At 59.9% G+C, this 14,723-nt stretch carries 8 protein-coding genes and 1 other RNA gene; 6 read left to right on the top strand and 3 right to left on the bottom strand.

The window, feature by feature from the left end:
• Positions 1-3: 3 nt before the first annotated feature.
• The 3 genes from xdhC to xdhA form a co-directional block, all read right to left on the bottom strand.
• Positions 4-861 (bottom strand): xanthine dehydrogenase accessory protein XdhC, encoded by an 858-nt coding sequence (xdhC, locus tag JFT81_RS10425; RefSeq protein ID WP_201227250.1) that lies wholly within the window; start codon positions 859-861, stop codon positions 4-6.
• A 117-nt stretch (positions 862-978) separates the two neighbouring features.
• A complete protein-coding gene (gene xdhB, locus JFT81_RS10420; protein WP_201227249.1) occupies positions 979-3,378 on the bottom strand; it encodes a xanthine dehydrogenase molybdopterin binding subunit in 2,400 nt (799 codons plus the stop codon).
• Complete coding sequence (gene xdhA, locus JFT81_RS10415; protein WP_201227248.1) at positions 3,371-4,825, bottom strand: xanthine dehydrogenase small subunit; 1,455 nt, start codon at positions 4,823-4,825, stop codon at positions 3,371-3,373. The genes xdhB and xdhA overlap by 8 nt, the downstream gene beginning before the upstream one ends.
• A 268-nt stretch (positions 4,826-5,093) precedes the next feature.
• Here xdhA and JFT81_RS10410 point away from each other — a divergent pair, with 268 nt between their 5' ends.
• The 6 genes from JFT81_RS10410 (at position 5,094) to ffs (ending at position 14,589) form a co-directional block, all read left to right on the top strand.
• The gene (locus tag JFT81_RS10410; protein ID WP_201227247.1) at positions 5,094-5,753 is read left to right on the top strand and encodes a GntR family transcriptional regulator; all 660 of its coding nucleotides are present in this window, start codon (positions 5,094-5,096) and stop codon (positions 5,751-5,753) included.
• Positions 5,754-5,755: 2 nt separating this feature from the next.
• Positions 5,756-9,244 carry a chromosome segregation protein SMC gene (gene smc, locus JFT81_RS10405; RefSeq protein WP_201227246.1) on the top strand — a complete coding sequence of 1,163 codons (3,489 nt, stop codon included), beginning with the start codon at positions 5,756-5,758 and terminating at the stop codon, positions 9,242-9,244.
• Positions 9,245-9,557: 313 nt separating this feature from the next.
• Entirely contained in the window at positions 9,558-10,421 is an 864-nt protein-coding gene (zipA, locus tag JFT81_RS10400; RefSeq protein ID WP_201227245.1) for a cell division protein ZipA, read from the top strand.
• A gap of 127 nt (positions 10,422-10,548) precedes the next feature.
• Positions 10,549-12,906 (top strand): NAD-dependent DNA ligase LigA, encoded by a 2,358-nt coding sequence (gene ligA / locus JFT81_RS10395; protein WP_201227244.1) that lies wholly within the window; start codon positions 10,549-10,551, stop codon positions 12,904-12,906.
• 234 nt (positions 12,907-13,140) lie between these two features.
• A complete protein-coding gene (locus JFT81_RS10390) occupies positions 13,141-14,304 on the top strand; it encodes a putative zinc-binding peptidase (protein ID WP_201227243.1) in 1,164 nt (387 codons plus the stop codon).
• A gap of 188 nt (positions 14,305-14,492) precedes the next feature.
• An RNA gene (ffs, locus tag JFT81_RS10385) (signal recognition particle sRNA small type) lies at positions 14,493-14,589 on the top strand.
• The last annotated feature ends 134 nt before the right edge of the window (positions 14,590-14,723 follow it).

Here is a 14,723-nt window from a genome sequence, read left to right as displayed (position 1 = left end):
TAATCAGTTTGAGGCTTTGAGTTTGGCGGCCTGACTGCGCCGGGAAAGCGGCAACAGTTTGGCAATCGGTTCGGCGCTGGCAGTGTGCTGGCCGAAATTGGCGTTATAGGTGGCGATGATTTCGCCGGCGATGGAGATGGCGATTTCCACAGGCAATTTGCCTTTGACTTCGCTGATGCCCATCGGGCAGCGCATACGTTGCACGACGCTGGCGTCGAAACCGCGATCACGCAAACGGTGTTCGAATTTGGCACGTTTGGTCTTCGAGCCGATCAGGCCGAACCAGGTGAAATCGTTGCGCTTGAGGATCGCGGCGGTCAGCTCCAGATCAAGCTGATGGTTGTGGGTCATGACGATGCAGTAACTGCCGGCGGGCAGGTCATCGATTTCATCGACAGGCTCTTCGGCGACGATTTTACGCACGCCGTGAGGAATCTGTTCGGGGAATTCCTCTTCCCGCGAATCGATCCAGCGCACGCGGCAGGGCAGGCTGGCGAGCAACGGCACCAATGCGCGGCCAACGTGGCCGGCACCGAATACGGCAATCTGCGCCTGCACCTGGCCCATCGGTTCGAACAGCAACACGGTGGCGCCGCCGCAGCACTGGCCAAGGCTGGCGCCGAGGCTGAAGCGCTCCAGATGCGTGTCCTGCTTGCCGCTGGCGAGCATCTCGCGAGCGATCTGCATGGCTTTGTATTCCAGATGCCCGCCACCGATGGTGTCGAACGTCTGGCGGGCGCTGACGACCATTTTCGAGCCGGCGTTACGCGGGGTCGAGCCGAGTTCTTCGATGATCGTCACCAGAACACAGGGTTCGCCCTGATTCTGCAGGTCGGCGAGGGCGTCGATCCAGTTGTACATGTTCACCTCGACATCTTCGTTGTCTGTTCGGGCCTCATCGCTGGCAAGCCATGCTCCTACAAGGGCTACGCGATCCTTGTAGGAGCAAATCTTGCTCGCGAAAGCCGCGCCTCGGTTCTAGAGCGGAGCCAACTCGGTCTCAGCTTCGACGGCTTTTACCGCCTTCAACTGCCGCATCTGCTCGCAACCCCACAACACTCGCTCCGGCGTCGCCGGCGCATCAATCTGCGGCTGATGCATATAGTCACCCAGGCTCGCCACCGCGTCCTTGATCGCGCACCACGACGCAATCCCGAGCATGAACGGCGGTTCACCGACAGCCTTGGAATGGAACACCGTGTCTTCCGGGTTCTTGCGGTTTTCCACCAGCTTCACCCGCAGGTCGAGCGGCATGTCCGCCACGGCCGGGATCTTGTAGCTGGCCGGGCCATTGGTCATCAGCTTGCCTTTGTTGTTCCAGACCAGCTCTTCCATGGTCAGCCAGCCCATGCCCTGGATGAAGCCACCTTCGACCTGGCCGATGTCGATGGACGGGTTCAGCGAGGCGCCGACGTCATGAAGAATGTCGGTACGCAGCATCTTGTACTCGCCGGTGAGGGTGTCGACGATCACTTCGCAGCACGCCGCGCCGAAGGCGAAGTAGTAGAACGGACGACCGCGTGCCTGGCTGCGGTCGTAGAAGATTTTCGGGGTCTTGTAGAACCCGGTACTCGACAGCGAAACCTGATTGAAATACGCCTGCTGGATCAGCGCTTCAAAGGTCAGAATATGGTCGCGAACACGCACATGGCCGTTGTGGAATTCGACATCTTCTTCACTGACTTTGTAGTGACGTGCGGCGAATTCGACCAGGCGTTTTTTGATGATCTCGGCGGCATTCTGCGCGGCTTTACCGTTGAGGTCGGCGCCGCTCGACGCCGCGGTCGGCGAGGTGTTCGGCACTTTGTCGGTGTTGGTCGCGGTGATCTGCACGCGATCGATTTCCACCTGGAACACTTCGGCCACGACCTGCGCAACTTTGGTGTTGAGGCCCTGACCCATTTCCGTGCCGCCGTGGTTCAAGTGGATGCTGCCGTCGGTGTAGATGTGGATCAGCGCACCGGCCTGGTTCAAGAAACTCGCGGTGAAGGAAATGCCGAATTTTACCGGCGTCAGCGCCAGGCCTTTTTTCAGGATCGGGCTGTTGGCGTTGTAGCGACGGATCGCTTCGCGGCGTTCGTGATACTGGCTGCTTTCTTCCAGTTCGGCAGTCATTTCTTCGAGCATGTTGTGCTCGACGGTCTGGTAGTAATGGGTGACGTTGCGCTCGGTCTTGCCGTAGTAGTTAGCCTTGCGCACGGCGAGCGGATCGAGGTGCAGGTGACGTGCAATCGCGTCCATCACTTCTTCGATTGCGACCATGCCTTGCGGGCCACCGAAACCACGGTAAGCGGTGTTCGAGGCGGTGTTGGTCTTGCAGCGGTGACCGTGAATGGTCGCGTCGCCCAGGTAGTACGAGTTGTCCGAGTGGAACATCGCCCGGTCAACGATCGAAGCAGACAAATCCGGCGAGCAGCCGCAGTTGCCGGCCAGGTCCATGTTGATCCCGTGCAGGCGCCCGGTGCTGTCGAAGCCGACGTCGTATTCGACGTAGAACGGGTGACGCTTGCCGGTCATCAGCATGTCTTCGACACGTGGCAGGCGCATCTTGGTCGGCTGGCCGGTGAGGTGCGCAACCACCGCACACAGGCACGCCGGGCTCGCTGCCTGAGTTTCCTTGCCGCCGAAACCACCGCCCATGCGGCGCATGTCGACGACGATCTTGTTCATCGACACGTCGAGCACTTCGGCGACCAGTTTCTGCACTTCGGTCGGGTTCTGCGTGGAGCAGTAGACGATCATGCCGCCGTCTTCAGTCGGCATCACCGAGGAGATCTGCGTCTCCAGATAAAAGTGTTCCTGACCGCCAATGTGCAGCGTGCCCTGAATGCGGTGTTCAGCGGTCGCCAAAGCGGAAACCGAATCGCCGCGTTGATGAGTGTGGCTGTCGAGCACGAAGTGGCGTTTGCGCAGCGCTTCGACCACGTCGAGCACCGGCTCGAGATCTTCATATTCGATGATCGCGGCCATCGCCGCTTTACGCGCGGTTTCCAGATCTTTCGCGGCAACGGCGAGCACCGGTTGACCAACGAATTGCACGTCATCGATGGCCAGCAGCGGGTCGCCCGGCATCAGCGGGCCGATGTCTTTCAGGCCCGGGACGTCTTCGTGAGTGATGGCGATGCGCACGCCTTCGAAGGCGTAGCAGGGCCTGGTGTCGATGCTGATGATTTTCGCGTGGGCGCGGTCCGACATGCGTGCGTACAGGTGCAACTGGTTCGGAAATTCCAGACGATCATCGATGTACTGCGCTTCACCGGACACGTGCTTGGCGGCGCTGTCGTGCTTGACGCTGCGGCCGACGCCAGAAGTCAGATCCTTGGCGAACAATTCAGCCAGTTCAGCCTGGGTTTTTTCTACGCCGTGATGGTTAGACATAAGCGGTCACCCGAGTCTCGATGTGCGGTGTTTGCAGTTCGATGAAGTATTTGCGCAGCAGGTTCTGCGCGCTGAGCAGGCGATATTCCTTGCTGGCGCGGAAGTCCGAGAGCGGGGTGAAATCTTCGGCCAGGGCGGCGCAGGCGCGTTCGACCACGGCGTTGTTGAACGGCTGACCGATCAACACGGCTTCGCAGTGAGTGGCGCGTTTGGGGATTGCGGCCATGCCGCCGAAGGCCATGCGCGCATCAGTGATCACGCCGTTTTCGACGCGCAGGTTGAAGGCGGCGCAGACGGCGGAGATGTCGTCGTCCAGACGTTTGGAAACTTTGTAAGCGCGGAAACGCTGTTCGGCGCTGGCGCGCGGGACGATGATTTTCTCGATGAACTCACTTTCCTGGCGCGCAGTGACTTTGTAGTCGATGAAGTAATCATCGAGGTTCAGCGTGCGGCGGGTTTCGCCTTTGCACAGTACGACCTGCGCGCCGAGGGCGATCAGCAGCGGTGGCGAGTCACCGATTGGCGAGGCGTTGCCGATGTTGCCGCCGAGCGTGCCCTGATTGCGAATCTGCAGGGAGGCGAAGCGATGCAGCAATTCGCCGAAGTCCGGGTACTCGGCGTTCAGCGCTTCGTAGCAGTCGGAGAGGGCAGTGGCGGCGCCGATTTCGATGCGGTCATCGAAGGTTTCGATGCGCTTCATTTCAGCGACGTTGCCAACGTAGATCATCACCGGCAAGGTGCGGTGAAATTGGGTAACTTCCAGCGCCAGATCGGTACCGCCAGCGAGCAGGCGTGCTTGCGGGTAGGCGTCGTAGAGATCGGCCAGATCAGCGACGGTCAGCGGCACCAGGCAGCGTTTGTCGCCACTGTTCAGTTCGCCGATATCGGTCGGGGCAATGGCTTTGAGGCGGGCGATGGTGTCGGCTTCGCGGGCATCGAACTGATCCGGTTGTTTGCCGCAGCACGATTGCTCGGCTGCCGCCAGAATCGGACGGTAGCCGGTGCAGCGACAGAGGTTGCCGGCCAGCGCTTCGTGGGCCTTGGCGTGATCGGGCGCATCGCTGTTCTTTTGCAGGGCGAACAGCGACATGACGAAACCGGGGGTGCAGAAACCGCACTGCGAGCCGTGGCACTCGACCATGGCTTTCTGCACGCTGTGCAGTTCGCCCTTGTGCTTGAGGTCTTCGACGCTGATCAGTTGTTTGCCGTGCAGCGACGAAACAAAGGTCAGGCATGAGTTGAGGCTGCGATAACGAATGTATTCGCGGCCAGCGTCATCCGTTTGCAACTCGCCGACCACCACGGTGCAGGCGCCGCAGTCACCGCTGGCGCAACCTTCTTTGGTGCCCGATTTGCCTACGTGTTCGCGCAAGTAATTGAGCACAGTCAGATTCGGGTCCAGGGCGTGCTCGCTACGGAGTTCCTGGTTAAGTAAAAACTGGATCACGGAAGGCCTCGCAGACTCATTATTGTTGTTAACCGACTTGAGCCGAATTTAGCAGCTCTGACTTTTCGGTCAATGGTTTTCTGACTTAAAGGTCAAGAAAATGCATTTCGTCGATCAACAACGTGTCTATTCAGTATTGACCCTCATTGGATCCCCTGCTTTTTTGCGGGATTCGTGCCAAAAACCGCTGAGTGGGCACTCCGCCATGGGCCTGCATTTGCGCTACACTGCGCCGCTTGTGCAGATCGATAGAGTTTGAAGGACAACCATGACGTTCAAGGCGCCGGACAGCCTCGCCGAGCAAATTGCTCACCACCTCGCCGAACGCATCATTCGTGGCGAAATGAAGCCAGGAGAGCGCATCCAGGAACAGAAGGTCACGCTGGCACTCAATGTCAGTCGCGGATCGGTCCGCGAAGCCCTGCTGATCCTCGAACGCCGCCACCTGATCGCGATCCTGCCGCGCCGTGGTGCGCACGTCACCGAGCTGACGCCGCACAAGGTGCAGAGCCTGTGCACGCTGATGAGCGAGCTGTACATCCTGCTTGGCAACTCGGTGGCCAATGGCTGGCAAGTGCAGGCCGACATGGCGCCGTTCGTGCAAATCCAGCAGCGCCTGACCGCCAGCTTCGAGCGCCAGGACATCCGTGCGTTTGTCGACGACAGCTTCAGCGTGATGCGCGCCGCCTATCCATTCGCCAACAACCCGTACCTGCAGGAAACGGTCGAGAACCTGCAACCGGCCATGAGCCGCGCCTACTTCCTCGCCCTCGAACAGCGCAAGGCCTCCATGAGCGAGTTCCTCGAACTGTTCGAGCGCTTGCTGGCCGCCGTGCTTGCCCGTGATTTGCCGCAGATCCGCATCGTGCTGACGGCGTACGCCCAGCGCAGCTGCGATCTGGTGGTGTCTGCCCTGACGGTCGCCTAAGCGTGCGGCTCAAGTGCATCAAGCTGGCGGGATTCAAATCCTTCGTCGACCCGACCACGGTGAACTTCCCCAGTAACATGGCGGCAGTCGTCGGGCCGAACGGTTGCGGCAAGTCGAATATCATCGACGCCGTGCGCTGGGTGATGGGCGAAAGTTCGGCGAAGAACCTCCGCGGCGAGTCGATGACCGATGTCATCTTCAATGGCTCGACCAGTCGTAAACCGGTGAGTCAGGCGAGTATCGAGCTGGTTTTCGATAACTCCGATGGCACGCTGCTGGGCGAATACGCGGCCTACGCGGAGATTTCCATTCGCCGCAAAGTGACCCGCGACAGCCAGACTACTTATTACCTCAACGGCACAAAATGCCGTCGTCGCGACATCACCGATATCTTCCTCGGCACCGGCCTCGGCCCGCGCAGCTACTCGATCATCGAGCAGGGGATGATCTCCAAGCTGATCGAGTCCAAGCCCGAAGACCTGCGTAACTTCATCGAAGAAGCCGCCGGCATCTCCAAGTACAAGGAGCGTCGGCGCGAGACCGAAAACCGGATCCGCCGCACCCACGAAAACCTCGCTCGCCTGACCGACCTGCGTGAAGAGCTTGAGCGTCAACTCGAACGCCTGCACCGCCAGGCTGAAGCGGCGAAGAAGTATCAGGAATTCAAAGCCGAAGAGCGTCAGCTCAAGGCGCAACTGTCGGCCCTGCGCTGGCAGGATCTGAACGATCAGGTCGGCCAGCGCGAGTCGATCATCGGTACTCAGGAAGTCAGCTTCGAAGCGCTAGTCGCCGAGCAACGCAATGCCGACGCGGCCATCGAACGGCTGCGCGACGGGCACCATGATCTGTCAGAACGCTTCAATCTGGTGCAGGGGCGCTTCTATTCGGTCGGCGGCGACATCGCCCGGGTCGAGCAGAGCATCCAGCACGGCCAGCAACGTCTGCGTCAATTGCAGGACGATCTGAAAGAAGCCGAGCGCGCCCGACTGGAAACCGAGTCGCACCTCGGTCACGACCGCACGTTGCTGCTGACCCTCGGCGAAGAGCTGGACATGCTCACCCCCGAACAGGAAGTCACCAGCGCTGCCGCCGAAGAAGCCGCTGCTGCGCTGGAAGATTCCGAAAGCGTCATGCACGGCTGGCAGGAGCAGTGGGACACCTTCAACCTGACCGCCGCCGAACCGCGCCGTCAGGCCGAAGTGCAGCAGTCGCGCATCCAGCAACTGGAAACCAGCATGGAGCGCCTCGCCGATCGGCAGAAACGTCTCGGCGAAGAGCGCGCGCTGCTCTCGGCGGATCCGGAAGACGCGGCGATCATGGAGCTCAACGAGCAGCTCGCCGAGTCCGAAGCGACCCTTGAAGATTTGCAGACCAGCGAAGAAGCGCAGGTCGAAAAGCTTGAGCAATTGCGTCAGGAATTGCAGCAGGCACTGACCGCGCAGCAACAGGCGCAGGGTGATTTGCAGCGCCTCAATGGTCGCCTGGCGTCCCTTGAAGCTCTGCAGCAAGCTGCCCTCGATCCGGGCACTGGTACCGCCGAATGGCTAAAGGAGCACAATCTCGCCGAGCGCCCGCGCCTGGCCGAAGGCCTGAAGGTCGAGGCGGGTTGGGAGCTGGCGGTGGAAACCGTGCTCGGCGCTGACCTGCAAGCGGTGCTGGTAGACGATTTCAGCGGCTTCGATTTGTCCGGGTTCACCCAAGGTGATCTGCGCCTGCTCAGCCCGGCCAGCGATGGCGTGCGGGTGGCGGGCAGCTTGCTGGATAAAGTCGATGCACAGATCGATCTGTCGCCGTGGCTCGGTCAGGTCAAACCGGTCGATAGCCTCGAGCACGCGCTGGCCTTGCGCGGGCAGTTGAGCGCTGGCGAGAGCCTGATCAGTCGTGATGGTTACTGGATCGGTCGGCACTTCCTGCGTGTGCGTCGGGCCAGTGAAGCGGAAAGCGGCATGCTTGCCCGTGGCCAGGAAATCGAAGCGTTGCACCTCGAGCGCGAAGAGAAAGAAGCCACGGTCGAGGCCATGGAAACCCGTCTGCAAACCCTGCGTGCGCGACAGCGTCAGCAGGAAAACGGCCGCGAACATTTGCGTCGTTTGCTGCAAGACGAAGCGCGTCAGCAAGGTGAACTCAAAGCCCAACTGTCCGCCGGTAAAGCCAAGGCCGAACAATTGACCTTGCGCCGGACGCGCCTCGATGAGGAACTCGTCGAGCTCGGCGAGCAACGTGAGCTTGAGCACGAGCAGGTTGGCGAAGCGCGCATGCAGTTGCAGGAAGCCCTCGACGCGATGGCGCTGGACACCGAGCAGCGCGAATTGCTGCTGGCCCAGCGCGACAGTCTGCGCGAGCGCCTCGATCGAGTGCGTCAGGAAGCGCGTCAGCACAAGGATCACGCCCATCAACTGGCCGTGCGCCTCGGCTCGTTGCGCGCCCAGCACGACTCCACGCGTCAGGCGCTGGAGCGTCTGGAAATGCAGGCCGAGCGCCTCACCGAAAAACGCGAGCAGTTGAGTCTGAACCTGGAGGAGGGCGAGGCGCCGCTGGAAGAGCTGCGCCTGAAACTCGAAGAGCTGCTCGACAAGCGCATGACTGTCGACGAAGAACTCAAGACCGCGCAGATCGCTCTGGAAGACGCCGACCGCGAACTGCGCGACGCGGAAAAACGCCGGACCCAGGCCGAACAGCAATCGCAGTTGATTCGCGGCCAACTCGAACAACAGCGCATGGAATGGCAAGCCCTGACCGTGCGCCGCAAGGCGTTGCAGGATCAATTGCTCGAAGACGGCTACGATCTAAACGGCGTGCTCGCGACATTAACTGCGCAAGCCAGTGAACGTGAAGCCGAAGAAGAACTCGAACGCATCAGTGCGCGGATTCAACGCTTGGGCGCGATCAACCTCGCGGCCATCGACGAATACACGCAACAGTCCGAGCGTAAACGTTATCTGGATGCCCAAGACGCCGATCTGGTCGAAGCACTGGACACCCTGGAAAACGTTATCCGCAAGATCGACAAGGAAACCCGAAACCGCTTTAAAGATACCTTTGATCAGATCAATGGCGGTTTACAGGCACTTTTCCCAAAAGTTTTCGGTGGTGGGCGGGCGTATTTGGAACTGACGGGCGAAGATCTACTCGATACAGGGGTAACGATCATGGCGCAGCCGCCAGGGAAGAAGAACAGCACCATCCATTTGCTCTCCGGCGGGGAAAAAGCCCTGACGGCGCTGGCACTGGTTTTTGCGATCTTCAAGTTGAACCCGGCGCCGTTCTGCATGCTTGATGAAGTTGACGCACCGCTGGATGACGCTAACGTTGGACGCTACGCACGATTGGTCAAAGAGATGTCGCAGACCGTGCAGTTCATCTATATCACCCACAACAAGATCGCCATGGAAATGGCCGAGCAGTTGATGGGCGTAACGATGCATGAACCGGGTTGTTCGCGACTGGTAGCCGTGGATGTCGAGGAGGCGATGGCGATGGTGGACGCCTAGCGGCGCAGCTTCGAGCGATAAGCTGCGAGCTGCAAGAGAAGAGCTTGTGGCTTATAGCTCGAGACTTGCAGCTGAGCTGCGCAAAGATGACAACAGGCTGACTATTTGAATGAAAGTGGCAAATCGACACAATTTGCGCAGCGATTTCGACAGACGGTGTAAAGTTGTCTTTGGTCGTGCTAGTTTAATGTCAATTTTTCGTATACGTGGGCAAAACGCCTGTCAGAACATAGAGTTGGCGCCACGTTTTAAAGCGGTTTGCACAGTGTAAACCCCTTATTTTTCAGCATTTTTTATAGAGGCACGGGATTACATGGAAATCGGTCTGCGCGAGTGGCTGATCGTCATCGGCATCATTGTGATAGCCGGTATTCTTTTCGATGGCTGGCGCCGTATGCGCGGCGGCAAGGGAAAACTGAAATTCCGTCTTGACCGAAGTCTGTCCAACCTGCCGGACGAGGACACCAGCGCCGAGCTGTTGGGCCCGGCCCGCGTCCTGGACAACCATAAAGAACCGCAGCTGGACGAACACGATCTGCCGTCGGTGAGCATGCCGGCCCGCGAAGCACGCGAGCCTCGCGAATCCGGTTCGAAACGTGGCAAACGTGGCAGCAATGGTCCGGCTCAGGGTGACCTGAACCTTAACCTCGATCTGGATGACGGCCCGAGCTTCAGCAGCCGCGATGACGATTTCGTTGAAGACAGCAAGCCTTCGCCGGCGGTTGTCGACAAGGATCAGCCGCAAGCTGAAGAAGTTTTGGTGATCAGCGTGATCTGCCGCGACGCTGCCGGCTTCAAAGGCCCGGCACTGTTGCAGAACATTCTGGAAAGCGGTCTGCGTTTCGGCGAGATGGATATCTTCCACCGTCACGAAAGCATGGCCGGCAACGGTGAAGTGCTGTTCTCCATGGCCAATGCGGTCAAGCCGGGCATCTTTGATCTGGACGACATCGACCATTTCAGCACGCCTGCGGTGAGCTTCTTCCTCGGCCTGCCAGGCCCGCGTCACCCGAAGCAAGCCTTCGACGTGATGGTGGCTGCAGCCCGCAAGCTGTCGCAGGAACTGAACGGTGAGCTGAAAGATGACCAGCGCAGCGTGTTGACCGCGCAGACCATCGAACACTACCGTCAGCGCATCGTCGAGTTCGAACGTCGCGCCCTGACCCAGAAGCGCTGAAACTCGTAGGAGCAGAGCTTGCTCGCGAAGCGATCTCAAGAACGCCATCGCGAGCAAGCTTTGCTCCTACAATGATTTGAAAGATTGAGCAGCCTCGGCTGCTCTTTTGCTTTATGAGAGACCATCCATGACCGCCGCCAAAAACCGCATTATCGAGCTGCGCGCTGAACTCGATCAGCACAACTACCGCTACCACGTCCTCGACGAGCCGAGTATTCCGGACGCCGAGTACGACCGGTTGTTCCATGAGCTCAAGGCGCTGGAGGCGGCCAACCCGGAACTGGTCACCAGCGACTCGCCGACCCAGCGTGTCGGCAGCGTGGCGCTCACCGCGTTCACACAGGTACGTCACGAAGTGCCGATGCTCAGCCTCGGTAATGCCTTCGAAGAAACCGACATGCGCGAGTTTGATCGCCGCGTAACGGAAGGTCTGGATCTGCCGGTCGGCGATCTGTTCGGCGGCAGCGCGGCGGTGGAATACAGTTGCGAGCCAAAGCTCGATGGCCTGGCGGTCAGCCTGTTGTATCAGGACGGCGTGCTGGTACGCGGCGCCACACGCGGCGACGGCACCACCGGTGAAGACATCAGCGTCAACGTGCGCACCGTGCGCAACATTCCGCTGAAGCTGCACGGCGAAGGCTGGCCCGCGACTCTGGAAGTGCGCGGCGAAGTCTTCATGTCCAAGGCCGGTTTCGAGCGCCTCAACGCCTCGCAGCTGGAAATCGGTGGCAAGACCTTCGCCAACCCGCGCAATGCAGCTGCCGGCAGCTTGCGTCAGCTGGATTCGAAGATCACCGCCAATCGTCCGCTGGAATTCTGCTGCTACGGCATCGGTCAGGTTTCCCACGATATTGCCGACACCCACATCGGCAACCTCAAGCAGTTGCAGAAATGGGGCATGCCGATCAGCCACGAGCTGAAACTGGCCAAGGGCATCGACGAGTGCCTCGATTACTACCGCGACATCGGCGAGCGCCGTAGCTCGCTGACGTATGAAATCGACGGCGTGGTGTTCAAGGTCAACAGCATTGCCGATCAGCGCGAACTGGGCTTCCGCGCCCGCGAACCGCGCTGGGCGATTGCGCATAAATTCCCGGCGATGGAAGAACTCACCGAGTTGCTCGACGTCGAGTTCCAGGTCGGCCGTACTGGCGCTGTTACGCCGGTGGCACGACTGAAACCGGTCAAGGTTGCCGGCGTCACCGTGGCCAACGCCACGCTGCACAACATGGATGAAGTGGCGCGGCTGGGGCTGATGATCGGTGACACCGTAATCATTCGCCGTGCTGGTGATGTGATCCCGCAAGTGGTGCAAGTGGTGCTGGAGCGCCGCCCGGAAAACGCCCGGCCAGTGGCGATTCCCGAAAGCTGCCCGGTGTGCGGCTCGCACGTCGAGCGCACGCAACTGATCAAGCGCAGCAAAGGCAAGGAAACCGTCAGCGAAGGTGCGGTGTATCGCTGCGTCGGGCGTCTGGCCTGCGGTGCGCAACTGAAGCAGGCGATCATCCACTTCGTTTCGCGTCGAGCGATGGACATCGAAGGCCTGGGCGACAAGAGTGTCGAGCAGTTGGTCGATGAAGGTCTGGTCAGTTCGCCAGCCGATCTGTACGCGCTGAAATTTGACGACATCGTCGACCTGGAAGGCTTTGCCGAGGTCTCGAGCAACAAGCTTCTAGCGGCTATTGAAGACAGCAAAAAGCCGAGTCTGGCGCGGTTCATCTATGCGCTCGGTATTCCCGATGTCGGCGAAGAGACGGCCAAGGTGCTGGCGCGCTCGCTGGGCTCGCTGGAGCGTGTGCAGCAAGCCTTGCCGCAAGTGCTGACGTATCTGCCGGATGTCGGTCTGGAAGTCGCGCACGAGATTCACAGCTTCTTTGAAGATGCGCATAACCAGCAGGTGATTACTGAATTGCTCGGTCATGGTTTGCAGATTCAGGATCAGGGTGAACTGGGCGCCGAGTTCGCCGCCAGCACCACGCTCGGTGGTTTCCTCGACAAACTGCACATCCCTTCGGTGGGACCGGGCGGTGCGCAGAAACTGGCCGACAAGTTCGGTTCGCTGGAAGCGGTGATGAACGCCGATTGGCTGGACATGCGTCAGGCATTGCCGGAGAAGCAGGCGAATTCGGTTCGCGAGTTTTTTGCCTCGCCTGAGAACCGGCAACTGGCCGAGGCCTCCGAGAAGCAGTTGCGTGATTTCGGCATGCATTGGCAGAGCGAGAAGAAAGTCGTCGAAGGCCTGCCGTTGTCCGGCGAGACCTGGGTGTTGACCGGCAAGGTCGAGCTGATGAGTCGTGACGTCGCCAAGGAGCATCTGGAAAGTCTCGGCGCGAAAGTCGCCGGTTCGGTGTCGGCGAAAACCCATTGCGTGGTAGCGGGACCGGGCGCTGGTTCGAAGCTGACCAAGGCCAATGAACTGGGTGTGAAAGTGATGGACGAAGAAGCGTTCATCGCCTTCCTCAAAACCCATGGACTCCAGGTTTAACGCGAACCCCTGTGGCGACGGGATTTATCCGCGTTCGGCGACGCAGTCGTCGCAAAACCATACGGCTCGGTACACCTGATTTACCGCGTTGTATGGATTTGGGGTCGCTTCGCAACCCAACGGGGATAAATCCCCTCGCCACAATGGTGTTATCACCTGTTTGCGCTGTTATGGGTGGGAACGATGTTGTCATGGGAATGATCTAGTCTTGGCAAGCCCCAGGGAGAGATCGCCATGCACCGCTTTTTCGAGCAGCTCAGTTCCCGCATCATCGCGCCGTTCATGGGCGAATCCTCGCGTAACAGCAAAGTCTGGCCGTGCCGTTGCGGCCAGTCGTTGTTCTTTCGCAACAGCCAGTGCCTCGCTTGCAACGCCTTGCTCGGCTACCAACCGGAAGAAAGTCGCATCACCTCATTGTCGCCCGCTGCGGAGAACGGCACGTGGACGCTGGATGCCGATCCTGGCGCGGGTCTCTATCGCCGCTGCGCCAACCTCGACACACCCGCTGCGTGCAATTGGCTGTTGCCGGCCAACGTCGACGACGCTTTATGCGTCGCCTGCAGCCTCAACCGCACCATCCCCGACCTGTCCGACCCGGACAATCCCGAGCGCTGGCGCAAAGTCGAAATCGCCAAGCGGCGTCTCGTCGCGCAACTGATCACCCTCGGCTTGAAGGTCATCCCGAAAACCGTGGATGAAGACACCGGCCTGGCCTTCGATTTCATCGGCGTCGACCTCGAAGGCAACGCGCCGATGACCGGTCATGCCAACGGCCTGATCACCCTCGATATCAAGGAAGCCGACGACGCCCACCGCGAGCAGGTGAGGGCGCAGATGCACGAGCCGTATCGCACGCTGCTTGGGCATTTCCGCCATGAGGTCGGTCACTATTACTGGGATCGCCTGATTGCCAACGGTCCATGGCTCGACGCTTTCCGCAACCTGTTTGGCGACGAACGCGCGAGTTACGCCGAGGCGCTGGATCGTCATTACCAGCAAGGCGCACCACTCGACTGGCCGCAGCACTACGTCAGCGCCTACGCAACCATGCACCCGTGGGAAGACTGGGCGGAAACCTGGGCGCATTACCTGCACATGATGGACGCGGTAGACACGGCGCTGGGCTTCGGCATGAGCGCACGGGAAATGGATTTCGACTATCAGCCGTTTCCGCCCAGCACGCTGTACGACCCGGAGCATCCCGGCGGCGAGGCGTTCCTGGCGTTCGTCAACGCGTGGATCGAACTGGCGGGGATGCTCAACGAATTGTCGCGCAGCATGGGCCAACCGGATTTCTACCCGTTCGTGCTACCGGCGGCTGCGATTGCCAAGCTGCACTTCATTCATCTGGTGATCCAGCAAGCGGGTGGCAAAGCGGACGAGGTATTGGCCCTGTAACGGCAATAGATCGCAGCCTGCGGCGCTCCTGCAGGAGAGTGCGGATCCATGTAGGAGCTGCCGCAGGCTGCGATCTTTATGTCCTTGAAGCGCTTCATATTTTTAATCTGCAACCAACGGTTGTAACTTCGTCTCAGATAGGTACAATGGCGCGGCTCGCCGACAGGCAAGCGTCGTTATGGTGACCCCATCGGTCCCCCCGCAACGATTACCCGTGAACCTGGTCAGAGCCGGAAGGCAGCAGCCACAGCGGGAACATTGTGTGCCGGGGTGTGGCTGGTGGGGTTACCACCTTAACGAACAATCGAACGCTCCAACCAGAACTGCATGGGTTTCGCCCACTGCGGTTTTTTTGTGCCTGTGATTTACCAGATCAATACAAACGCTCCTCCTGACAAAAATTCCGTAGGAGCAAGGCT

The organism is Pseudomonas sp. TH43, assembly GCF_016650635.1.
Lineage (GTDB): Bacteria > Pseudomonadota > Gammaproteobacteria > Pseudomonadales > Pseudomonadaceae > Aquipseudomonas.
The sequence above is the reverse complement of the archived record's forward strand: the minus strand, read 5'-3'. Positions and strand labels throughout refer to the sequence as shown.

Coding starts and splice junctions, on each gene's coding strand:
- xdhC (WP_201227250.1), bottom strand. CDS start 861: ATGTACAACTGGATCGACGCCCTCGCCGACCTGCAGAATCAGGGCGAA.
- JFT81_RS10410 (WP_201227247.1), top strand. CDS start 5,094: ATGACGTTCAAGGCGCCGGACAGCCTCGCCGAGCAAATTGCTCACCAC.
- zipA (WP_201227245.1), top strand. CDS start 9,558: ATGGAAATCGGTCTGCGCGAGTGGCTGATCGTCATCGGCATCATTGTG.
- JFT81_RS10390 (WP_201227243.1), top strand. CDS start 13,141: ATGCACCGCTTTTTCGAGCAGCTCAGTTCCCGCATCATCGCGCCGTTC.
- xdhB (WP_201227249.1), bottom strand. CDS start 3,378: ATGTCTAACCATCACGGCGTAGAAAAAACCCAGGCTGAACTGGCTGAA.
- ligA (WP_201227244.1), top strand. CDS start 10,549: ATGACCGCCGCCAAAAACCGCATTATCGAGCTGCGCGCTGAACTCGAT.